Source organism: Brassicibacter mesophilus (genome assembly GCF_050433385.1).
GTDB classification, from domain to species: Bacteria; Bacillota; Clostridia; order Tissierellales; family Proteiniboraceae; genus Brassicibacter; species Brassicibacter mesophilus.
Window position 1 is genome coordinate 24,717 of sequence record NZ_JBNPXI010000008.1, and the last position, 20,824, is coordinate 45,540.

Here is a 20,824-nt window from a genome sequence, read left to right on the forward strand (position 1 = left end):
CCGCTACATGTATATATCTAGAATCAATCCTCTTATATCGTCTATTCTTTTCAATATTTTTATATTATCTTTCTCTTTGGATAGTACGTCCTTAGTAAGTCCTTCTAACTCTTCGTCTACTCTTTCTATTATAGCATAAACCCTATGTCTGCCTCTTCTATCAAGAAAATTATTTTTACTAAATTTCACCATAGAATTAACTGATTCTTTAAGAAATTCCGATATTAGTCTTTTATAGACTAATACTTCCTTTATATCCATGTTTTTCGAAAGTCTATCTGCCTGTTTGTCAAGTTTTTTAAGCAAACCCTCAAGTCTCTGCTTTACATTAAGCTCATCTAGGTTTTTAAGCTCATCATTAAAACTACTTTTAATATATTCTCTTTTTACAGAAGCATGTTTATTGCTCATATCTATCGTTTGAGCAGTATTATTTAGTATATCGTTTATTTTCATTTCAAATCTCTCCTATATTTTTTCAAACCGGTCAATATTTACAACAAAAATTGTCGCTCCTCCAACCTGTACTTCTACTGGATAAGGCATATATACTCCTGATGCCCAAGAGGCAGGTGTAGGTGCAGTAGTAAACTGCTTCCTGGATTTACAAACTTCTTCTATTAGTTTAATTACATCATCTAGTTTTTCTTTGTTTACTCCTGTGAAAAGAGTAGTATTACCGGACTTTAAAAAACCTCCTGTTGACGCTAGCTTTGTTACTCCATAACCTTCTTTCATCAATTTTTCAATTAGCTTAGGAGCATCTTCGTCTTGAACAATGGCTATCACAAGTTTCATAAATTTACCTCCCTTCATTATTTGGTGGCATAACAGTAATTTTAGATTTTAAAATTCTGATCATATTCTTTCATATCTTTCTACATCAAGTATAAATATAGTTGCTCCTCCAATTTTTATTTGATATGGATATGGTACATAAGTATCTTGCGTCATTGGCATTGAAGGCATCGCTGTTGTTATTTCTCTTGTTGTACATATGTCTTCAATAATCCCCATGACATTACTTAATTTACTTTCTTCTACACCAATAAGCAATGTTGTATTACCTGATTTAAGAAAACCTCCCGTGGATGCCAACTTAGTCACTCTAAACTCTTTTGTGGTAAGTTCATCTATAAGCTTTGATACATCTTCATCTTGAACAATGGCTATCACAAGCTTCATAACTATTCCTCCCTTTCTCCTTCTAATAATTTATCGACTATATTTCTAACTTGCTCAAATGTCTCATGTTTAGTCTTTCTCGCATCTATAGTCTTGATCTTGCCACCATATATCTCTTTAAGGCTTAGATAGCCTTCGTACACCTTTTGGTGAAACGTTAAATCTTCTCGTTCTAGTCTATCACCTTTGTTTCTTCTAGTTTTTCTACTCAGTGCTATTTCAGGATCGATGTCAAAAAATAGTATTAAGTCTGGCTCAACGCCCTGTATTGCAAAATCATTAATTTCTTTTACTTTTTCTACCCCTAACCCTCTGCCAATTCCTTGATATACAAGACTTGAAAGTACAAATCTATCACATATTATTATCTTTCCAGCATTTATTGCGGGAATAATTTTTTCGTGTACGTGCTGTGCTCTTGATGCTGCATATAATAATGCCTCTGTTACATATGACATGTCAGTATTTGTATTGTCTAAAATAATCTTTCGTATATCCTCACTTATTTTAGTTCCTCCTGGCTCTCTTGTTAATACTATACTATGGCCTTTATCTATTAGATAACTGGATAAAAGCTTAGTAATAGTACTTTTACCAGAACCATCTGGTCCTTCTATAGTTATAAAGCAGCCTTTCATTGTCAATCATCCTTTCAGTGAGCTTTATCAGATAGTATTTTTCTTCATTCTACTACTTTTATCTTTTCTTTATTATAGTCTAAAAAGCCTAATATTTGTATATTATTTTTCTTCAGGCTATTTATATATTTAACTATTTCTTCTGTTATCTGTTCCCCAGGGCAAACCACTGGTATTCCTGGAGGATAAGGTATAATAAAATCTGCTGAAATTTTTCCTACACTGTCATTTAAGGCTATATCTATCTTATTACTATAAAATGCGTCGTATAAGGACATCTTAATCTCAGGATAAATATATCTTATATCTATATTATTCAGTAACTCATTATCATTGCAATATTTTTTGGTAATTTCTTCTACAGCATTTGCAAGCTTCTGTAAATTCTCTTCATCATCCATTAAAGATGTAAGTGCCACTCCATAGTAACTATCACTCATTTCAAGCTGTATGCTATATTCTTCTCTTAATATTCTTTCAAGATAAAAACCGCTTATTCCTTTAATACTTATAAGGATTTTTGTCATATCAAAATCATAAAAGCTAGCCCCAGATATTTTGTCTTTATCAAAAATCTTTACTCCCTTTATACTTTTCATATACGCACACCATTTTTCTATGCTATAAATTAAAATATCCAATCTTATTTTGCCTTTACCTTCCATATATGCTCTAGCATAGTCTATAGAAGCCATTAGCAAATATGATGGGCTAGTTGTCTGAAAAAAGGATGTCATAATTCTTAATTTTTCTATATCTACCCGATCTGACCCTACGTGAATCATAGAACTCTGAGTAAAAGCAGGCAGAGTTTTATGGGTACTTTGTATTACTATATCTGCTCCTGCTTCCAATGATGATTTAGGAAGCTTGTCATTAAATTTAAGATGACTTCCATGAGCTTCATCAACTATCAATATTTTATTATATTTGTGTACTATCTGTGAAACTTTTTCTATATCACAGCATATCCCATAGTATGATGGATAGGTAATAACTACTGCTTCTATTTCGTCATCTTCCTTAAGTTGCACTTCTATATCTTCTGGTTTTACAGAAGTAATTATTTGGTCTTTATGACTATATTCTGGATATATGTATTTATGTTTTATACGCCCAAGTATTAGTGCATTATATACTGACCTATGGCAGTTTCTTTGTATAAGAATTTTTCCATTAGGAGAAATTGTTGACGTTATGGCAGCATAAATGCCTCCTGTAGTTCCATTTACTGAATAGAATGTCTTTTTTGCCCCAAATGTTTTTGCCGCTAAGTTCATGCTCTCTTGTATTATTGAGCTGGGATTATGAAGGTTATCTGTACCTTCTACCTCAGTTACATCTATTTGTGGTATCATATCAGATATATATCTCATTAGCTCCTTACCTTTATGTCCTGGCATATGGAACCTTACATTGTTTTCTTCTATATATTTTTTAAGCCCATTTATAATAGGTGTATTCATTCATATTTCCTCCCATGTATTATTTCTACTTATATCGCTAATTTTCCTTTATTTTTGATTAGTGCATGAAAAAAGATATAGGATTTTCTCGAGGCTGCTGAAAAATAAGCTAATTTAGTCAGCTATTTAGGTAAAATCTAAAAGGAGCAGTCGGGAAATAGATAGCTAACTTTAGTTCTGCAAAAATAAAATGATAATTGGTAGTGCTTCCAAAAAATAAATATGGCATAAATCCTTAACCTGTGTTAAATAAAAGTTACCACACAAATATATAACGTGGTTTGAGAATTATGCCTTATACAACTACTAATATTGTAAATCCAAACGAAGAACTTTACGACTATATTGAAGATGTAAATTATGGAATGTCTAAACCATAGTTAGACCATTTAAGTAATCTAATGTATGGTCTAATAACCGTAGATGGCAATAAATCAATATATTTAGTTTCTAAAGCTGTTCTATCGGCTAAAGATAGTAGTAGTATTTACAAATTCTTAAGTAATTCACAATGGGATGATAATCTAATTACCCTTTTTTGAATAAATAAATATCCACCAGCTTAGCTGGTGGTATTTCTATCGTCCTATAAGGGCATGTTACCAGCATTGCGCCTTAAGGCGCTTTTTTGTTTCGCCAACCGCATAAAATTCTTTACTTGCTACCCTTAAAAGGGTCCATATATTCTTTTATACTTATTTGATCTGATGCCATATCCTCATTCATCTAGCTTTTTATATACTCTTCTATTGCTTTTTTATTCCTTCCTACTGTATCTACATAATAGCCTCTGCACCAGAAATTTCTATTTCCATACCTATACTTTAAATCTGCAAATTTTTCAAATATCATTAAACTGCTTTTACCTTTTAAATATCCTACAAAGCTTGACACGCTCATCTTTGGTGGAATTGATACTAACATATGTATATGATCTGGACATGCGTTTGCTTCTATTATTTGAACTTCCTTCGACTCACACAACTGTCTTAATATCTTTCCTATCTCTGCTTTTTTCTTTCCATATATATCTTTTCTCCTAAACTTAGGTGCAAAAACTATATGATACTTACAATTCCATTTAGTATGTGATAAACTATTACTATCCATTTAGGATAACCTCCTTTGATTAATAGATTCGGTCGGCGAAACCTATTCTATTATACCAAATGGAGGTTTTTATTTTCTCCTCATCGCTTAAGCTCTTCAGAACTCACCAGCTTAGCTGGTGGTTTTCTTTATACAAAGAAAAAACCTCATCATTTTTCATGATAAGGTTCATTTCTTTTTCTTAGACTTTTTCAGCAGTCTCTTTAAAAGCGATCTTTTTTAGTCTTGTATATAGAAATTACTAATAATAAAAATGTCGGAACTAGAGTAATGGAAATGTTCTTTTCATCAAATAAATTAGACTTTAAATTTATGAGATAAATCATTTTCATATACGGTTGAAAGAAATAAATGTATACATAAACCAGAATTAAATTTATTGTAAAAATTATATAAGAAATAGTAGCGAAATTTTTCATAATTTTCCCCATTCCTTTCGCTTCGCTCAAGGCACAAACAAGTTATGAAAAAATTGTTGCGCCTCTCCTCTTTTTGTTTTAATATCTTCTTATGGAACAGTAATATACTACAGAGCACGGAAGGAGGAGTAGCGAATTTATTTCGACCCCGTATAATTATATGTGCCGTCATCCTTACAAGTACAAGCAAGTGGGACATTGAGCCCGAACACTTATAATTGGTTATTAAGCCATTTAATAAGACTCTGGATGACAGTCAATTTTACTGTTCCTTTTTATAATCTTCAAAGTTGGTGTTTATTATGATGAAGTTAGTTTACCCCATCTGTTGTGGAGTTGACGTCCACAAAAATCTTATTATTGCAACCATCGTATCTACTGATAATATTGGAATTCCCACTTATCAGCAAAAATCTTTCTCAACCATCAATTGCGATATTGAAAAATTTCACAACTGGCTTATAGAAAATAACTGCTATCATGTTTGTATGCAATTTACTGGTAAGTATTGGATTCCTATTTTTAATTACCTTGAAAATGACATTAATGTTTGCCTTACACACCCCAAATATGTCAAGGCTATTAAAGGTAAAAAAACGACAAAAAGGATTCCAAATGGATAGCAGCCCTCTATAAGTTTGATCTGGTCAGGAACTCCTTTATACCTCCTCGTATACTACTCCTGTAGGTTTGTAAACAGTTTTTCTTCTTGTTTTATTATATCTATAGTTCCCCGGAGCTGAAGGATCTAAAATATATTCCTTTTCTGTTATTATAATTTTCTGATATTCTACAAATAATTTCAATGATTTTCCACTTTTTAATTTAAGACTTACTTTTCTAGAAAAGGTATTTTCATAGTCATAGTCAAATCCAAATTCACTTTTGATTGTAGCCTTTCCTTCAGATTCGCAAGCTATGGAACCTGATAGTTTCACATAAGCTTTCTTAGAAAATGTATCGCTTATGTCCATTGTTTCACTAGTTTTATTTGTTATAGTTTCAAAAGGTTGACTAGGAAAATAATATTGTCCTTCATCTGAAGTAGTAATTTCATATTTAAAAGCACCTATAATAATAGGAAGCATCTGAATCTCTACAGAACTATCATCTTCAAGTATACTTCCTGGACTTACTTTCTCAAATAAATTGTTATCAGGTGTTCTTACAGCTTCCTTATCAACCTCATTGATCTCTTCAAAACTGCTAGCCATACCCATTTGTGGTAGCGATGTAAAGATTAACGATAATAAAAGAATAAAAACAAAGCTTTTCTTTCTAAATGTTTTTCTTTGCATACTAATTACCCCCTATTTTTTTAGTAATTGTACTTATCCTACAGTAATTAACTTTCTCCTTTGTAGAAAAATAAATTACAATCGTATTCCCCCCCGAACACTCCTTTTTATTTTTTTACATCTATTTAAAATGATTGTACCATAATTTTCTTTTTCTGTAAATTAAAAGAATAAATATTTGGAGATTTAGCATCAAAATTCCAGTAAAAATTATATTTTTGCTGAAATTATATTTTTTAATATTTATTCATAGATTTGTTAAATACTCAGACCATTAGGTACTCAAAATAGCCATAGCTTCCTCTACTTCAAGGACTCTTAATAAGATAATTCCAGTTTTTTCATAATATAATAGCACAAAAATGCTTCTATAATTTTACAATTGAATAAAATAAAAAACATCTATACAAAATCCTATTATAATTAAGCTCTGACACAAAGAGCAACTATGAGATATACATAAATGTTTCAGAATTTAATTATACCAAATAAACTATTAATATATAGATAAACAAGTTTAAGATTAAAAATTATTTATAATAACTTCTAGCATTAACAAGAGATTTAAATGTCCAATACGATTTCTATTTAAAAGCTTGTCATCCCATTTGGAGGCACTAAGGAACCTGTAAATGCTACTGCTATCTTTAGCAGTTAAGATAGCGTTAGAAACTGAAGATATTGATTTGTTGCCACGTACAGCAACTAGACCACACACTAGGTTGCTTAAATGATTTAATTGTGGTTTAGACATTCCATAATTTACATCTTCAATATAGTTGTAAATATGCTGATTTGGCTTTACAATATTGTAGTTGTATAAGGCATAATTCTTACCCCCTTGTTGAATATTTGTGTGGTAACTTTTATTTAACACAGGTTAAGGATTTATGCCATATTTATTTCTTTGGAAGCATCATCAATTATAATTTTATTTTGCAGAACAAAGTTATTATTCAAAAATTTATATAATATCATTTTCATGTAAATCTTTGACCTCATCTGTTGGATTTAAAACAACGATTTTAGAAGCTCCCCATTTTCGTATTCCTTTACTAAATCTTTGAGGATAAGCTTTCGTGCTGACTCATGTAGTTTCTTTCTTTTAAATATTAGCTGTTAAATTAAAAATACCATAATCTCATTTTCAGAACAAGCCGTTAGACATAAGTGGTACAAAAACTGGCACAACTTGCATAAAAAAAGATATATTGATCTGAGACTGCTAAAAAAATAAGCTAATTTAGTTAGCCATCTAGGTAAAATTTAAAAGCACATCAATATTTTCACGATTAATTTGAAAATATTGATGTGCTTTTTGCTATTATAGCTATTATTTATCTCCTAGGATTGTCAATATCCTCTTGATATTCACTGTAAATATTGATATGTCCCCTTGTAGCTGTATGCCAAAGGGGCCTGATGAGTTCGCAACACCATAACCATGCTAATAAATATTCACTTATTATATTCAACACAAGTCATCTTTTTCCTTTTTGAATAAAGAAAAGAACCTCATCATTTTTTCATAGTAAGGTTTTTTCTTTTTCTTAGACTTTTTCAGCAGTCTCAGTTTTCCCTATATCTTTTTTTATACTTTGTCTGCAATTATATAGTCAAGCCATATTTTTCTTATAACAGACTTGTAGTATTCGTATTTTATATCTTCTATTTCTGTTTCTGATATCGAGTCTATGCATTGTTGGCATATATGTATCCCTAGTATATTTATCCCATCATTTCTTTCTTCATTACATGCCCTACATATTTTGAGATTCAAAACATCAACCCCTTAATTTTAGTCGTAAATTAAGTTTCACTTTTTTGATTATTGCCTCTATAATATATTTTATTCGTATTGCATGACCATTGTTCTTGTTTTTCTAATATATTCCATAAAGAATTTTAACAAATATGAAGGATTTTTAATTATTGGAACAAATAATAATAATATACGTCTAAAATATGAATAAACTATTCAAGGAGTGTGAGTTCTATGAAAAATTTCAAAGCAATAGCATTAGTACTAGCTGTAATTATGGCTACATTTGTATTCTCAGCATGTTCACCCAATAAGAAAACTGAACCTCAAATGGGAAATCTAACTTTTGAAGCAGTAGATACAAATTCTATAGATGACAACAAAGTTAAACAATGGTATGAAAAAAATTGGCAGTCTAAAGGTGTCTTCTCATTTGACTCTGATGAGGATAAATATATACTAATCAGTGCTGGTCAAAAACCCACTGGAGGATATGATGTTGATATAGTATCAATTGAGGGAAAAGAAGATAAAATTGTAGTCAATGCTAAAGTTAATACTCCTAAAGAAGGGCAAATGGTTACTGAAATATTAACTTACCCAAACATACTAGTAAAAATACAAAAAGACGAAAGAGATGTAGCTTTAGGGGATTTTGAAAACCCTACAATAGAAGAAAATAAGAATTCTATCCAAGAGCAAACTGAGAAAACAGGCGTGTATGTAGGCTTGATGGATAGTAATTCTTGCGAAATTATGGTTGATGGCGTCGCTAACGCTTTCAGACTATCAGAGGACGTAAAAGCTGTTATTAATGACATCAAAGCAAATGATAAAGTACAGTTCTCTTATTATGAAAATGAATATGAACAATTAGTCCTTACTCAAATAGAAAAAGCAAATAATACTAATTAAAATAAACCAGCCCTAGGTTCAGCAACCTAGGGTTTTGTTCATTGAGTTTACATTTATAACTTTTGAAGTATATGATAAAATTAAAGTATATTATAAATAACCGATGTTTAAATTTAAATATAAACAAAAAAGAACGTTCATGAGATAAGGTTTTTGAGAGCGCTATAAGATTATCAACGAAAAAATCTTAAAATTTGCAAACTCGCTCCGAAAAACACCCTGTTCAGACATAATGGAGTTACAGAAATCTATGATTTCGTTGCAACTCCTTAGTCAGCATAAGCTGGGTTTGATAAATATAAAAACAGATTTTTTCGTTTCTTTCACCTAGTTTTCTTAACAAAATCTCATAAGCACTTTCTCATCTTTTTTGTTTATATTCAAATAGTAGCTCAGTTTTAAACCTGGTAATCTATAACATAATTATGAAAGGGAGTCTTGATATGAATATAGGTGAGATTAGAAAAATTGCTAGGGAAAAAATGAAAGGATACTGTAGAGTATGCCCTGAATGTAATGGGATCGCTTGTGCTGGTGAAGTTCCTGGAATGGGAGGAACAGGCACTGCATCTTCTTTTAAAATCAATGTTCAAGATTTAAAAAAAATTAAGCTAAGAATGAAAACCATTCATTCCTCAACAAATCCTGATACGTTAGTTGAGATTTTTGGAAATAAACTGCAAATGCCTATTATTACTGCTCCCATTACAGGAAATGCTTTTAATATGGGTGGTGCATTATCTGAGGAAGAGTATGCTGAAGCTGTGGTAAATGGTAGTATAGCTGCTGGAACTATTGCAATGACAGGAGATTCAGCTGATCTCTCTATGTATACCACAGGACTTGAAAAAATAAGCAAGGTAAATGGTAAAGGTATTCCAATAGTAAAACCTAGAGAAAACAATAAAATAATAGAAAACATAAGAATGGCTGAAAAAATTAACCCTATTGGTATTGGTATGGATATTGACGGTGCTGGTCTTGTAACAATGGCTCTTAAGGGACAACCTGTAGGACCAAAAACAAAGGAAGACTTAAAAGAAGTAGTTTCTTCAACAAATTTGCCTTTCATCCTAAAGGGAATAATGACGGTAGAAGAAGCTGAGATGGCTGTTGAAATAGGCGCTAAAGCCATAGTCGTATCAAATCATGGGGGAAGAGTGTTAGACCATACTCAGAGTACAGCTGCAGTTCTTAATGAGATAGCGGAAAAGGTTAAAGACAAAATCACTATTTTAGTAGATAGTGGTATCCGTACAGGAGTTGATGTGTTCAAAATGATTGCACTTGGCGCAGACGCTGTTTTAATCGGTAGACCTGTAATAATTGGAGCATATGGAGACTACGAGAATGGTGTGCGGGTAATACTTGAAAAAATGCAGAGCGAACTAATACAAGCAATGATACTAACTGGCTGTAAAGACCTTAAAGCTATAGATAAAACTAAAATAATAATTGAATAAGAATAATCAAGGGACAGTTATATACTGTCCCTTGATACATTCTCTATACTCTTTTCAATAAGTTCTAATAACCTATCACTAGGTTTAAATATAAATCTATATTTCTTACTATCTCTTTCAAAATCACATATATACATCTTGTCATATTCTCTATCACAAACAAACTTGTAGGTATAAGCAATATTATCATTATTATTAATTTCAGAATAAGTAGATACTTTAGTGATTTCTGCAAGATTTACCGATAAAATAATATTGCTCCTATTACCTAGTAGCCTCTCAAATACAATTTTATCACCATCAAGTATATATGCAAATGATGACAAAAGTCTAATTATAATCAATGTGCATAAGGTCAATGATATAAGCAATATTCCTAAGCTGGCTATACCAGCATATCTTTCCCCTAATAAGTTACATAGAGTTATAAGGTAGTTAATTAGTACAACAGAAGCTAGTATCATAACTATTATTTGCCAAAAAGGCCTTTCTTTTCTCTGTACAACTACTCTTAAAGCATTTTTCATATGGACCTTCCCTTCCTGCTATCTGTTGTTTTCCACGACTCTCTTAACAGCGTCAGCAACAGAGTTCATAACTCTTTTGTCAAAAACATCAGGTATTATATAATCTTCTTTAAGCTCATCTTCACTTATTACGTCTGCTATGGCATGTGCTGCTTCTATTTTCATTTCTTCAGTTATTTCTTTAGCTGCTACGTCTAGAACTCCTCTAAAAATACCAGGGAAAGCTAATACATTATTAACCTGATTACTAAAATCAGATCTTCCAGTCCCTACGACTCTAGCACCATGGTCCTTAGCTATATCAGGCATAATCTCTGGTGTAGGATTTGCTAGCGCAAATATTATAGAGTCTTTGTTCATACTCTGAACCATCTCACCTGTTAAGGCCCCAGCAGCAGACACGCCAATAAATACGTCTCTATCTAATAATACATCTTTTAAGGTTCCTTTTTCAAGGTTTATATTTGTTATTTCTGCTATCTCCTCTTTTATCCAGTTTAAATTTTCTCTTCCTTTGTATATTGCACCTTGTCTATCACAAACTATTATATCCTTTATGCCTACATTATAAAGAAGCTTACATACTGCAATGCCAGCAGCTCCAGATCCGTTTATCACTACCTTTAGCGACTCTAATTTTTTATTAATTAATTTACAGCTGTTTATAAGTCCTGCTAATACTACAACTGCAGTTCCATGCTGATCATCGTGAAATACAGGTATATCAATTTCTCTTTTCAATCTTTCTTCTATTTCAAAGCATCTAGGCGCAGATATATCCTCTAGATTAATACCTCCTAGTGAAGGTTTTATTAACTTTATAGTATTTACTATTGTATCTACATCTTGAGATTCAATACAGATAGGTATGCAGTCAACATCTCCAAACTCTTTAAATAATATGGATTTCCCTTCCATTACTGGTAATGCTGCATATGGTCCTATATCACCTAATCCAAGTACTGCACTTCCATCTGTTACTATGGCAATTGTATTAGCTTTAGATGTATATTTGTATACATCATTTTTATCATTATAAATACGTCTACATGGTTCTGCAACTCCTGGAGTATAAGCTATTGATAAATCCTCTCTATTTTCAACCCTGACCTTTGATCTAATACCTATCTTTCCTTTGTTTTCTTCATGTAATAACAATGATCTTTCGTTTGTATTCATTTTGCCGCCCCTCTTCACTTTTTATATTTTTGATTTTCTATATTATATAAATTATTGCCACTGGAATCAATAGTAACAATGACTGGTAAGTTTTCTACATATAGCCTTCTAATAGCTTCTGTACCTAAATCTGAATAAGCTATTATCTCAGTATCTTTCACACAATTAGCTATCAATGCACCTGCGCCACCTATAGCTGTAAAATACACTGCTTTATTCTTTACCATGCTTTCTATAACCTCTTTTGACCGCAATCCTTTCCCTATCATTCCCTTTAGTCCTTGGTTAAGAAGCTTAGGTGTATAACTATCCATTCTGTAGCTAGTTGTTGGTCCAGCTGAACCTATTATGTCTCCAGGTTTTGGCGGACAAGGTCCAACATAGTATATTATGGCATCCTTTATGTCAAATGGCATACCTTTTCCAGAATCCAGTTCTTCTATCATTCTCTTATGAGCAGCATCACGAGCAGTATAAACTGTACCTGTTATATAAACTCTATCCCCTGCATTAAGCTTTTTTACTGTAGCTTCATTTAGTGGAGTATTTATAAATACATCATTCATTTGCAAATATCTCCTTTACAATTCTATTTCCATATGTCTTGCAACATGACAATTCAGATTAACTGCTACCGGCAGACCAGCTATATGTGTTGGAAAAACTTCAACATTCACTGCTAAAGCAGTAGTTCGCCCTCCTAAACCTTGGGGACCTATACCTAATCTATTTATTCTTTCTAATAATTCAACCTCAAGAGTTTTTATATGATGATACTTACTAAAAGCATTCATTTCTCTAAACAATGCTTTCTTCGCTAATATGCACGCTTTTTCCATTGTACCTCCAATACCAACTCCTACAACAATAGGAGGACATGGATTAGGACCAGCTTTCTTTACAGTTTCTATAACAAACTCTTTGACACCATCTATTCCATCAGAAGGTTTAAGCATTTTTAATCCGCCCATATTCTCGCTTCCAAATCCTTTTGGAGCAAAGCTTATTTTTAGTCTGTCACCTTCAACTATATCATAGTGAATTATGGCTGGAGTATTATCCTTTGTATTTGTCCTCAAAATAGGATCACTCACTACAGACTTTCTTAGAAAGCCCTCACTATATCCTAATCTTACTCCTTCGTTAATAGCTTGCGTAATACTACCGCTCTCTATATAAACTTCTTGCCCTATTTCAACAAAAAACACTGCCATTCCTGTATCCTGACATATGGGCATTCGTTTATTTTTTGCTATCTCTGTATTCAAAATTATTTTATTTAATATATCCTTTCCTATAGGAGACTCTTCTGTCTTCTCTGCTTCAGCTAGTTTAGCTGTTACATCATCACTAAGCTGATAGTTGGCTTCAATACACATACTTTTCACTTTTTCTATAACAAGTTTAACATCTATATTTCTCATTCTACTAACCTCTTATATTTATTTTAATGTCTATATTTTAAACAAATGCTGTGTAAATATCAAATTTATTTGAAAAAAATTTGTATCGACAGCATTCATCAACATTAGTCCAATTTTACTATAGAAAAAAAAAGCTATTCTTGATATAATGTAAAAACAAGTAAGTAGACCGTGATAATTTGTAATTATTTATAAAAAATGGGGATGATGGAATGAAATTAATTATAATGTTGATACTGTTGGTTCCAGTTTTGATTTTTCAGGTATTCATACTTTCTGATTCCATAACCATATTCATGAAAACTAAAAAAGGTGCTACAAAAACTAATAACATTTATTTACGTAATGAGAATTTGTCCAGAAAAACTAATTTCAGAGTAGTAAAATAGCCAGCATTGGGAATGCTGGCTACACTTATTCTTGTAAATCTACGTCTGGAGTATAAAAGCTGTTATATGCATCAGAAGCTTCTTCCTCTTCTTCATCTACGTCTACGTTATTGACAGTTGAAAGTGAAACTATAACTTCTTCTGCATCATTTAACACTGTAAAGTCTTCTCCAAACTCTACATCTGAAACTCTTAACGTTCCTCCTATACCAAGGTCCGATACATCAATTGAAACAAATTTAGGTACATTAGCAGGATAACACTCGATTTCCACTTTCTTTAGCTGCTGCTGCAGTACTCCATCTCTATTAACTTTTTCTTTCCCTGCTAAAAGTACTGGTATTGCTGTATGTATTTTTTCTGTTGCATATACCTGTTGTAAATCAACATGTAGTATTTTTCCTGTCATTACATCTCTTTGTACTTCTTTTATCATTGCAGGATAAGTAATGCCATCAACTACTATCTGCACTACTGCGCTTTCCCCGTGATTCTTAATTATATTATTTAGTTCCTTGCTATCTAGCTGAATAGAATGATTTGTAAAGAAACGACCATACATAACTCCAGGAATACAGCCTGTATTTCTTAACCTGTTACAAGCATTGCTTCCAACATCATTTCTAATATTGCTATTCAATAAGCTCCCTTGCACAAATATCCCTCCTTGTTCTTTCTTATTCAGTATGTCCATTATCCAAGCCTTTTAAACATTAGGGATATATGCATTTAGTTTTTTCAAACTACAAAAAAATCAGTCGGAATAAGCAATTCCAACTGATCCATGCTATACTACTTTAATTGTCTAATATGCTTTTAGTACTCTCATATATAGGCACAGTTCTTTCTTCAACTGGTTCTTCCTCTTTACTTGCCGCAGTCATTGATACTATTACTTCACTAAGCTCAGTTAATACTTCATAGTTTTCATCCTTAGCAATATCTAGATCGTTTATTGTAACGATTTCACCAAACTTTAACTTAGATACATCTACTGTCACAGCTTGTGTTATGTACTTAGGTAAACACTGTATCTCCATCTCCATAAGCTGCTGTTCAACTATGCCAGTTGATCTTTCGACTTTTTCCCTTCCTTGAATAACTATAGGTACACGAAGCTTAACCTTCTTATCTTCCGAAAGCTGTTGCAAATCTAAATGAAGAACCGAGTCTTTAATTACATGTCTCTGAATTTCCTTTATAAGTACAGGTACTGTATTATCCTCAAGTTCTACATTTATTGTGCCTGTACTGCCATATTTGATTAAAACCTTCTGTAATTCATTCTTATTAACTTTTATTGGTTTTGTTTCTTTATTGTGACCGTAGAGCACTCCTGGTATAAATCCTTCATTTCTTAGCTTTATAGAGTTTCTACTGCCTGCACTGTTTCTTATTTCTGCTTTTAGTTTAGGTACTGCCATGTTATTTCCCCCTTTTGTTTTATCCTTATATATATTAAAGCAGAAAATTTAGAAAATTTCAAATTACCAATGGGTGGTTTTTATGTAAATATCCTTGGTTTTCTGTTAGGATATAGATTTTTTAGGACCATATGACAAAAACCACGGTTAAACCGTGGTTTACATAGACATTCCTATAGTTTCTTCTAGCATTCCCATAATTGGTGCAAGTGAAAAAATACCAAGTAAGATCATTATTCCTATTATAGCTATAATTGTTATAGTGGGCAAAAAATATATTAGAGTAGCTTTTCCTCCACTCATTGAGTAAGAATATTTTATTGCTAATATTTTAAGTACTATTACCCATACCATGATACCTAAGCTAAATATTATTGATATTGGTGTAAGATTTAATGCTAGGAGTATCAGATATATAATTGATGAAAGTATTGACGGAAAATTAGCAAATGCTAGACTTGAAAATAGCCCCTTCCCATCTGATTTGTACCCGAAAAATCCTGCTAACAGATGAAATATTGATGTTGACACAAAGTGGAATATTGGTCTAAGTATCATTACTCCAAAAACTGAAAATACCATTATTACTGGCATTAGCATCATCATCTGATTAATCGTATATGGGCTTGAAACCGCTCCTAGATTCTTAATAAACAAATCTTGATTAAAAAGAAAAAGTATGGGAAGAAGTCCTGTTACTACTAAAACTGATATCCCTTGCCAAATTGGTGCAGCTGCTGCAACCTCAGATAATGTGTCCTTTGGCTTGGATATAACTCCAAAAATACGTTTAAAAAAACTCATTATAAACCTCCTCTTTCTGTAAACAAGTACATAATAATTATATAATATCACATATTATCTATCATACAACAATGTAACAAAAGTTTCTAGAAAAAGTAGGAATAATGAGTGTTACATAATGCAATAATTATTTTTCTTTATAAAATGTACTGTAGCACTATAAGTAATATAACTCCAGGTACCCCTAAGAATCCTGCTATAAGCGCCGTTACTGGGTTTATTCCAACATATATGCCTATGAATCCACCTAGAAAATTTACTATCAATAGTAAGACTCCACCTATTATACCATTAACTATTAGCTTAAATAGATATTTTATTGGAATAATCAAAAGCCAGCCTAGAAGGTATAGCAAAATAAGTCCAAAAGCAAATGCAATTATTACGCTAAATTCGATTCCTAGCCCCATATTCATCACCTCTATATATTGATTATAGATATAGGTGCTCTTTTTATCAAGCCATATCTATAATTTAATATATAGCTTATATTCACAAAATATTACAAGCTATTGCTTAGGTTTTCTGCTTTTATTCCTTTTTCTTTTGCCTGTTTTAGTAAATATACATACTTTGTTCTTGCTGCTTCCATCTTGTATATTGCATAATCTATTAAGTCTGGTTCTGTAACACTTTGAAAGTACAGCTCTGCATCTTCCCAATCACTATGAGCTTTATTAAGTATTTTTAGAAAGTCATCCTCTTGGTTGTTATATTCAACAGTAAAATTGCTTTTTAGCTTATTAAAAAAACTTAAGAAGCTCTTATCAGCTTTTGTATTCTCATTAGCTTGTACATTTGCACCCATTACATTACCCCCATTTAATCATATTATTAATATGATTATTAACGGATTATGGGTTATCTATACATCATATACAATAATTATCTTTTTTCTTCTTCCAATGAATTGAATATCTCTTCGATATATTTAAGATCTATTTCTTTATCTACAACAGTAAAAGTTTCGCGAGTATTATTCTGAATTAAGCGTGTTATCTTTCGTTCTTTGTTCTCTTCCTTTATTATGTTACCAGGGCTGATAGTTATACATTTTTCATTCCATAGTGTTATGGCTACATCTTCATATGTACTCTTGCTCTTTAAATGTATACGATAAGCGTCCTGTTCTCCCATAGGAGGCAATTCATCCTGAACCTTTAACTCAAATTTATTTAAGTATTCTACTATCTCTTTTATCTTATCTGTATCATACCCTTTTCTATAAAGATTCTTTCTATCCATTTTTTTTATAATCCTCAATTCATGGAATTCTTGTTCTTTAAGCTTACTTATAGCAAAGCTATCTAATGTATATTTTTTAGAATCAAAGATATTATAATTATCATTATCGCCTAAGTAATTTACAATATTTAGTATACCTAGAGCTATAGCAATAAAAATAAGGATCTTGTGTTTTTTCAAATTATACCCTCCTTAATATCACAGCAAATGCTTCTCTCTCAGTTAATTATATATTAAAATTGACAGGACATATGTCCTTTTTTATTTTCTTGAAAAAACTTATACTTAAGTTAATAGAGGTGATAAGTATGAAACTAATAAATAATACGGACCTTTTAAATCACTATATAAACAAGTTTAGTCTAGATAAAATATTTGAACAAGATATGTCAGAGCATATGAAACTTTTTTTATGTGAAAAAGGTGATTTTGTTTGTCAGATTAACGATAATTTAGAGTGGTTCTATTTTATAGTCAAGGGAAAGTTAAAGGTGTACACTCTGCTTGAAAATGGGAAATCTTTTTTACTAAGATTCTATACTCCTCTATCAATAATAGGAGATCTAGAATTATTTAAACATTATAGAGTTAAGAGTAATGTAGAGGCTTTAAGTGAAGTAGTTGTAATTGGAATTAAAATACATGATATTAAAAAATATGCGTATAGGGACAGTACTTTTTTAAGATTTATATCTGAAAGCCTGAGTCATAAACTTTATACTATTTCAAATACGTCAGCATTAAACCTTTCATATCCTTTTATAAACAGATTTGCAAGCTATCTAGCATCAATTACATCTGACGAAAACAATAATCTGCTAGTGGACGAAATTAAAGCTACTAATTTAACTGAGCTGGCAACATTTTTAGGGGTAAGCTATAGGCATTTGAACAGAGTTATCAAGGACTTAAGTACAAAGGGTATTATAAAAAAAACAAGCGAAGGTATAACAATATTAGATTATAAAAAATTAAAAGCTTTGTCAGGAGAATATTATGAGTAGAAAAATCGCAGTTATATTAATTTCGCTTGGAATGCTCTTAATAATGTCATTGTGAGGTGAATAAAAGTGATGATATTTTTGATAACGATAAGTGTCATAGTAGTTATTTTTCTAATCATCAATAAAGATTTTAAAACAACAAAGCAAGCTATAGCCATTAAGGCTCAAACATGTGGTATATATAGAACAAGATTCTTGCATAACGGAGAGAACTTTCCCTTAACAATTAGAAGCTGTTGGAATTGTGCAAACAGTGTACTCGGAAAGTGTAAAGCAATACCAGATAAATATAATCAAAGTGGACAGTAGGTTGGTTCCCTCTGTCCACATGATTTACCATAGTCCCCATTTAAGTAATACTAGTTTAATATCCATATAGCTTATATTATCAGAAACCAACTTTTTAATAGGGTTCAGTTTTTTTACATCCACCTTTTTATGTGCTTCTAATATTTCATTTTCTTTTTCAGCATTATCAAAAAGTCTTGTCCAATCAATTGTGTTTCCATCGTTTTGACATTTTATGAGGTGGTTTAATATAGTATCTTGAGTTAGCTCCCTTTTCTGTGCGATTTCCTGTAAAGACATATTTTCCTCATACAACCTATATGTTATTTCATGAGTTGGCGATTTTTCTCTGTTCTCTTTTTCTTTTATCTCGCTTGTGTTTTTTGAAGAGTTAAGAATCTCTTTTCGTATTCTCTTAGCATCTATATTTTTTTCATTGCAATGATCTTTTATGGCTTTAAGAAAAGCTTCCCCGTAATTATCATATTTTTTAATACCTACACCACTTATCATCAATAGCTCATCTTTATTCTGTGGATAATAAGCGGCCATTTCTTTCAAAGTAGCGTCGGGAAAAATAACGAATGCAGGTAGACTCTTTTGCTGTGCTTTTTCAAACCTTAGAGCCTTTAGCTTATCAAATAATTCTTGATCTATATTAAGTGATGCTCCTTTAATTTTTTGTTTCTTGTCGTTGGAATTTACTTGAAGCAAGTGCTTCTTGTGATATATTTTAACTTCTCCCTTTAATACTTCCCTAGACTTACCTGTTAATTTTAAAATTGGAAATTTGTCCGGCTGTAAATATAGATATTCTCTTGATACTAAAGTCATTATCATCTCTCTGATAGCACCACTGCTATACTCTTTCATAATTCCATACGTCGACAGTTTATCTAGTCCAAAGTTAAGCACTCTTTTATCATTGGAACCTCTTAGGACTAGTATTATAGTATTCGCTCCATATTTTTCATTTGCTCTATATACACATGATAATATTTTCTGAGCTTCTATAGTTATATCTATCATCTCAGACTTATCTATGCAGTTCCCACAATTGTCACATTTATCATGTTTATCTTCTTCGCCAAAGTAAGCTAATATTTGATTTCTCAAACAATCATTTGTATGGCAATAATCTATGAGGTATTGCAAATTAGTGTACATCATTCTTTCTCTATCTATGGTCATGGTTTCGTTCTGAATAATCAACTTCTGCTTTACAATGTCTGATGGTGAATACAATAAGATACAGTCACTTTTCTCTCCATCTCTTCCTGCTCTTCCTGCTTCCTGATAGTATGCCTCCATATTTTTGGGCATATTGTAATGAAGCACAAACCTTACATCAGGTTTGTCTATACCCATTCCAAAGGCATTCGTAGCTATTATTATTTTAATGTTATCTCTAATAAAGTCATTTTGGTTTCGTTCTCTTTCTTCTGCTGTCATCCCACCATGATATCCAGTAACAGAGTATCCTTCCTTTTGAAGTCTAGTAACTAGTGCCTCAACAGTTTTTCTCGTGGAGCAATATATTATCCCAGAACTATCTTGATAATTATTGTCTAAGTACTCTTTTAAATAAGCAAATTTATCACTAGGCTTAACAACCTTATAAAACAGATTTGATCTATCAAAACCAGTTACTACTTCTAATGGAACTTTGAGCTTAATAAGCTCCTTTATTTCTTCTATAACTCCTTTAGTAGCCGTAGCTGTTAATGCCGCCACAACTGGCCGCTTGGTGAATCTATCAATGAATCTTGGTATCTCAAGATAGCTTGGCCTAAAATCATGTCCCCATTGGCTAATACAATGAGCCTCATCCACTGCAACTAAATCTACCTTTATATCATTTATTAATTTTAAAAATGTATCAGTATTTAATCTCTCGGGAGCAACATATAAAATTTTGTATTTATCATCTCTAATATTATGTAACCTGTACATGAACTCATCATTGTCTAATGTACTATTTATATATGTTGCAGGAATCCCAGTTTCATTTAATGCATCTACTTGGTCCTTCATAAGAGATATCAGAGGAGATATGACAATAGTAACACCTGATAATATTACTGAAGGTAATTGATAGCAAAGTGATTTACCTCCACCTGTTGGCATAATTCCCAGTATATCTGAGCCTTGAAGAATTCCACGTATTAATTTTTCTTGCCCTTTTTTAAAACTATCGTATCCAAAATATATGTTCAAAATATTTCTAATATCCATATTAATATTTCCTCTCATCTTAATTGCTTTTCAAAAACGTATAATCATT

The 20,824-nt window shown here is 31.6% G+C and carries 24 protein-coding genes and 1 pseudogene; 5 read left to right on the forward strand and 20 right to left on the reverse strand.

What is annotated here, in order from left to right; all coding sequences use genetic code 11:
- Positions 1-3: 3 nt before the first annotated feature.
- The 6 genes and pseudogenes from HNR33_RS10290 to tnpA form a co-directional block, all read right to left on the reverse strand.
- Positions 4-456: a YaaR family protein gene (locus HNR33_RS10290; RefSeq protein ID WP_429083033.1), complete on the reverse strand. Its 453-nt coding sequence runs from the start codon at positions 454-456 to the stop codon at positions 4-6.
- A gap of 12 nt (positions 457-468) precedes the next feature.
- Positions 469-798 (reverse strand): cyclic-di-AMP receptor, encoded by a 330-nt coding sequence (locus HNR33_RS10295; protein ID WP_429083035.1) that lies wholly within the window; start codon positions 796-798, stop codon positions 469-471.
- A 60-nt stretch (positions 799-858) separates the two neighbouring features.
- On the reverse strand, positions 859-1,185 hold the full coding sequence (locus tag HNR33_RS10300; RefSeq protein ID WP_429083037.1) for a cyclic-di-AMP receptor: 327 nt from the start codon (positions 1,183-1,185) through the stop codon (positions 859-861).
- 2 nt (positions 1,186-1,187) lie between these two features.
- Positions 1,188-1,823 carry a dTMP kinase gene (tmk, locus tag HNR33_RS10305; protein WP_429083038.1) on the reverse strand — a complete coding sequence of 212 codons (636 nt, stop codon included), beginning with the start codon at positions 1,821-1,823 and terminating at the stop codon, positions 1,188-1,190.
- Between the two features lie 44 nt (positions 1,824-1,867).
- Complete coding sequence (locus HNR33_RS10310; protein WP_429083040.1) at positions 1,868-3,289, reverse strand: aminotransferase class I/II-fold pyridoxal phosphate-dependent enzyme; 1,422 nt, start codon at positions 3,287-3,289, stop codon at positions 1,868-1,870.
- A 654-nt stretch (positions 3,290-3,943) separates the two neighbouring features.
- Positions 3,944-4,399 (reverse strand): annotated as a pseudogene (tnpA, locus tag HNR33_RS10315) (IS200/IS605 family transposase).
- A 721-nt stretch (positions 4,400-5,120) separates the two neighbouring features.
- Here tnpA and HNR33_RS10320 point away from each other — a divergent pair.
- On the forward strand, positions 5,121-5,441 hold the full coding sequence (locus HNR33_RS10320; protein ID WP_429083041.1) for a hypothetical protein: 321 nt from the start codon (positions 5,121-5,123) through the stop codon (positions 5,439-5,441).
- 36 nt (positions 5,442-5,477) lie between these two features.
- On the opposite strand, the gene HNR33_RS10325 is transcribed toward HNR33_RS10320, so the two are convergent.
- The 3 genes from HNR33_RS10325 to HNR33_RS10335 all read right to left on the reverse strand — a co-directional run bounded on the left by HNR33_RS10325 (position 5,478) and on the right by HNR33_RS10335 (position 7,896).
- Positions 5,478-6,116: a hypothetical protein gene (locus HNR33_RS10325; protein ID WP_429083042.1), complete on the reverse strand. Its 639-nt coding sequence runs from the start codon at positions 6,114-6,116 to the stop codon at positions 5,478-5,480.
- A gap of 523 nt (positions 6,117-6,639) precedes the next feature.
- Positions 6,640-6,870, reverse strand: coding sequence for a hypothetical protein (locus tag HNR33_RS10330; protein ID WP_429083043.1), 231 nt, complete (start codon positions 6,868-6,870; stop codon positions 6,640-6,642).
- Between the two features lie 837 nt (positions 6,871-7,707).
- Positions 7,708-7,896, reverse strand: coding sequence for a sigma factor G inhibitor Gin (locus tag HNR33_RS10335; RefSeq protein WP_429083044.1), 189 nt, complete (start codon positions 7,894-7,896; stop codon positions 7,708-7,710).
- A 216-nt stretch (positions 7,897-8,112) separates the two neighbouring features.
- Between HNR33_RS10335 and HNR33_RS10340 the strand changes: the two genes are divergently transcribed.
- Both HNR33_RS10340 and HNR33_RS10345 read left to right on the forward strand, forming a co-directional pair.
- Positions 8,113-8,793 carry a protease complex subunit PrcB family protein gene (locus HNR33_RS10340; RefSeq protein ID WP_429083046.1) on the forward strand — a complete coding sequence of 227 codons (681 nt, stop codon included), beginning with the start codon at positions 8,113-8,115 and terminating at the stop codon, positions 8,791-8,793.
- Between the two features lie 443 nt (positions 8,794-9,236).
- A complete protein-coding gene (locus tag HNR33_RS10345; protein ID WP_429083047.1) occupies positions 9,237-10,256 on the forward strand; it encodes an alpha-hydroxy-acid oxidizing protein in 1,020 nt (339 codons plus the stop codon).
- A 17-nt stretch (positions 10,257-10,273) separates the two neighbouring features.
- Here the strand turns inward: HNR33_RS10345 and HNR33_RS10350 are convergent, their stop codons facing one another.
- The 10 genes from HNR33_RS10350 to HNR33_RS10395 form a co-directional block, all read right to left on the reverse strand.
- A complete protein-coding gene (locus HNR33_RS10350; protein WP_429083048.1) occupies positions 10,274-10,783 on the reverse strand; it encodes a DUF6106 family protein in 510 nt (169 codons plus the stop codon).
- A gap of 18 nt (positions 10,784-10,801) precedes the next feature.
- Entirely contained in the window at positions 10,802-11,962 is a 1,161-nt protein-coding gene (locus tag HNR33_RS10355) for an NAD(P)-dependent malic enzyme (protein WP_429083050.1), read from the reverse strand.
- Between the two features lie 14 nt (positions 11,963-11,976).
- Positions 11,977-12,528, reverse strand: coding sequence for a Fe-S-containing hydro-lyase (locus tag HNR33_RS10360; RefSeq protein WP_429083052.1), 552 nt, complete (start codon positions 12,526-12,528; stop codon positions 11,977-11,979).
- Between the two features lie 15 nt (positions 12,529-12,543).
- Positions 12,544-13,386, reverse strand: coding sequence for a fumarate hydratase (locus HNR33_RS10365; protein ID WP_429083053.1), 843 nt, complete (start codon positions 13,384-13,386; stop codon positions 12,544-12,546).
- A gap of 414 nt (positions 13,387-13,800) precedes the next feature.
- On the reverse strand, positions 13,801-14,430 hold the full coding sequence (locus tag HNR33_RS10370; RefSeq protein WP_429083055.1) for a 50S ribosomal protein L25: 630 nt from the start codon (positions 14,428-14,430) through the stop codon (positions 13,801-13,803).
- Positions 14,431-14,572: 142 nt separating this feature from the next.
- Positions 14,573-15,199: a 50S ribosomal protein L25 gene (locus tag HNR33_RS10375; RefSeq protein ID WP_429083057.1), complete on the reverse strand. Its 627-nt coding sequence runs from the start codon at positions 15,197-15,199 to the stop codon at positions 14,573-14,575.
- A gap of 159 nt (positions 15,200-15,358) precedes the next feature.
- The gene (locus HNR33_RS10380; protein WP_429083058.1) at positions 15,359-16,003 is read right to left on the reverse strand and encodes a YIP1 family protein; all 645 of its coding nucleotides are present in this window, start codon (positions 16,001-16,003) and stop codon (positions 15,359-15,361) included.
- A gap of 137 nt (positions 16,004-16,140) precedes the next feature.
- Positions 16,141-16,413 (reverse strand): pro-sigmaK processing inhibitor BofA family protein, encoded by a 273-nt coding sequence (locus HNR33_RS10385; RefSeq protein WP_429083059.1) that lies wholly within the window; start codon positions 16,411-16,413, stop codon positions 16,141-16,143.
- 92 nt (positions 16,414-16,505) lie between these two features.
- Positions 16,506-16,811, reverse strand: coding sequence for a DUF2508 family protein (locus HNR33_RS10390; RefSeq protein WP_429083061.1), 306 nt, complete (start codon positions 16,809-16,811; stop codon positions 16,506-16,508).
- Between the two features lie 77 nt (positions 16,812-16,888).
- Positions 16,889-17,428 carry a hypothetical protein gene (locus HNR33_RS10395; protein WP_429083063.1) on the reverse strand — a complete coding sequence of 180 codons (540 nt, stop codon included), beginning with the start codon at positions 17,426-17,428 and terminating at the stop codon, positions 16,889-16,891.
- 128 nt (positions 17,429-17,556) lie between these two features.
- Here HNR33_RS10395 and HNR33_RS10400 point away from each other — a divergent pair, with 128 nt between their 5' ends.
- Together HNR33_RS10400 and HNR33_RS10405 are read left to right on the forward strand one after the other, a co-directional pair.
- Positions 17,557-18,252, forward strand: coding sequence for a cyclic nucleotide-binding domain-containing protein (locus HNR33_RS10400; protein WP_429083066.1), 696 nt, complete (start codon positions 17,557-17,559; stop codon positions 18,250-18,252).
- A gap of 69 nt (positions 18,253-18,321) precedes the next feature.
- The gene (locus HNR33_RS10405; protein ID WP_429083067.1) at positions 18,322-18,561 is read left to right on the forward strand and encodes a hypothetical protein; all 240 of its coding nucleotides are present in this window, start codon (positions 18,322-18,324) and stop codon (positions 18,559-18,561) included.
- Between the two features lie 24 nt (positions 18,562-18,585).
- Here the strand turns inward: HNR33_RS10405 and recQ are convergent, their stop codons facing one another.
- Positions 18,586-20,775, reverse strand: a complete 2,190-nt coding sequence (gene recQ, locus HNR33_RS10410) for a DNA helicase RecQ (protein WP_429083068.1) — start codon at positions 20,773-20,775, stop codon at positions 18,586-18,588.
- Between the last annotated feature and the right edge of the window lie 49 nt (positions 20,776-20,824).

What these genes read in the sequence shown, in the direction of transcription:
- HNR33_RS10290 (WP_429083033.1), bottom strand. Translation starts at nt 456, where the DNA reads ATGAAAATAAACGATATACTAAATAATACTGCTCAAACGATAGATATG.
- HNR33_RS10295 (WP_429083035.1), bottom strand. Translation starts at nt 798, where the DNA reads ATGAAACTTGTGATAGCCATTGTTCAAGACGAAGATGCTCCTAAGCTA.
- HNR33_RS10300 (WP_429083037.1), bottom strand. Translation starts at nt 1,185, where the DNA reads ATGAAGCTTGTGATAGCCATTGTTCAAGATGAAGATGTATCAAAGCTT.
- tmk (WP_429083038.1), bottom strand. Translation starts at nt 1,823, where the DNA reads ATGAAAGGCTGCTTTATAACTATAGAAGGACCAGATGGTTCTGGTAAA.
- HNR33_RS10310 (WP_429083040.1), bottom strand. Translation starts at nt 3,289, where the DNA reads ATGAATACACCTATTATAAATGGGCTTAAAAAATATATAGAAGAAAAC.
- HNR33_RS10320 (WP_429083041.1), top strand. Translation starts at nt 5,121, where the DNA reads ATGATGAAGTTAGTTTACCCCATCTGTTGTGGAGTTGACGTCCACAAA.
- HNR33_RS10325 (WP_429083042.1), bottom strand. Translation starts at nt 6,116, where the DNA reads ATGCAAAGAAAAACATTTAGAAAGAAAAGCTTTGTTTTTATTCTTTTA.
- HNR33_RS10330 (WP_429083043.1), bottom strand. Translation starts at nt 6,870, where the DNA reads ATGTCTAAACCACAATTAAATCATTTAAGCAACCTAGTGTGTGGTCTA.
- HNR33_RS10340 (WP_429083046.1), top strand. Translation starts at nt 8,113, where the DNA reads ATGAAAAATTTCAAAGCAATAGCATTAGTACTAGCTGTAATTATGGCT.
- HNR33_RS10345 (WP_429083047.1), top strand. Translation starts at nt 9,237, where the DNA reads ATGAATATAGGTGAGATTAGAAAAATTGCTAGGGAAAAAATGAAAGGA.
- HNR33_RS10350 (WP_429083048.1), bottom strand. Translation starts at nt 10,783, where the DNA reads ATGAAAAATGCTTTAAGAGTAGTTGTACAGAGAAAAGAAAGGCCTTTT.
- HNR33_RS10355 (WP_429083050.1), bottom strand. Translation starts at nt 11,962, where the DNA reads ATGAATACAAACGAAAGATCATTGTTATTACATGAAGAAAACAAAGGA.
- HNR33_RS10360 (WP_429083052.1), bottom strand. Translation starts at nt 12,528, where the DNA reads ATGAATGATGTATTTATAAATACTCCACTAAATGAAGCTACAGTAAAA.
- HNR33_RS10365 (WP_429083053.1), bottom strand. Translation starts at nt 13,386, where the DNA reads ATGAGAAATATAGATGTTAAACTTGTTATAGAAAAAGTGAAAAGTATG.
- HNR33_RS10375 (WP_429083057.1), bottom strand. Translation starts at nt 15,199, where the DNA reads ATGGCAGTACCTAAACTAAAAGCAGAAATAAGAAACAGTGCAGGCAGT.
- HNR33_RS10380 (WP_429083058.1), bottom strand. Translation starts at nt 16,003, where the DNA reads ATGAGTTTTTTTAAACGTATTTTTGGAGTTATATCCAAGCCAAAGGAC.
- HNR33_RS10385 (WP_429083059.1), bottom strand. Translation starts at nt 16,413, where the DNA reads ATGGGGCTAGGAATCGAATTTAGCGTAATAATTGCATTTGCTTTTGGA.
- HNR33_RS10390 (WP_429083061.1), bottom strand. Translation starts at nt 16,811, where the DNA reads ATGGGTGCAAATGTACAAGCTAATGAGAATACAAAAGCTGATAAGAGC.
- HNR33_RS10400 (WP_429083066.1), top strand. Translation starts at nt 17,557, where the DNA reads ATGAAACTAATAAATAATACGGACCTTTTAAATCACTATATAAACAAG.
- HNR33_RS10405 (WP_429083067.1), top strand. Translation starts at nt 18,322, where the DNA reads ATGATATTTTTGATAACGATAAGTGTCATAGTAGTTATTTTTCTAATC.
- recQ (WP_429083068.1), bottom strand. Translation starts at nt 20,775, where the DNA reads ATGGATATTAGAAATATTTTGAACATATATTTTGGATACGATAGTTTT.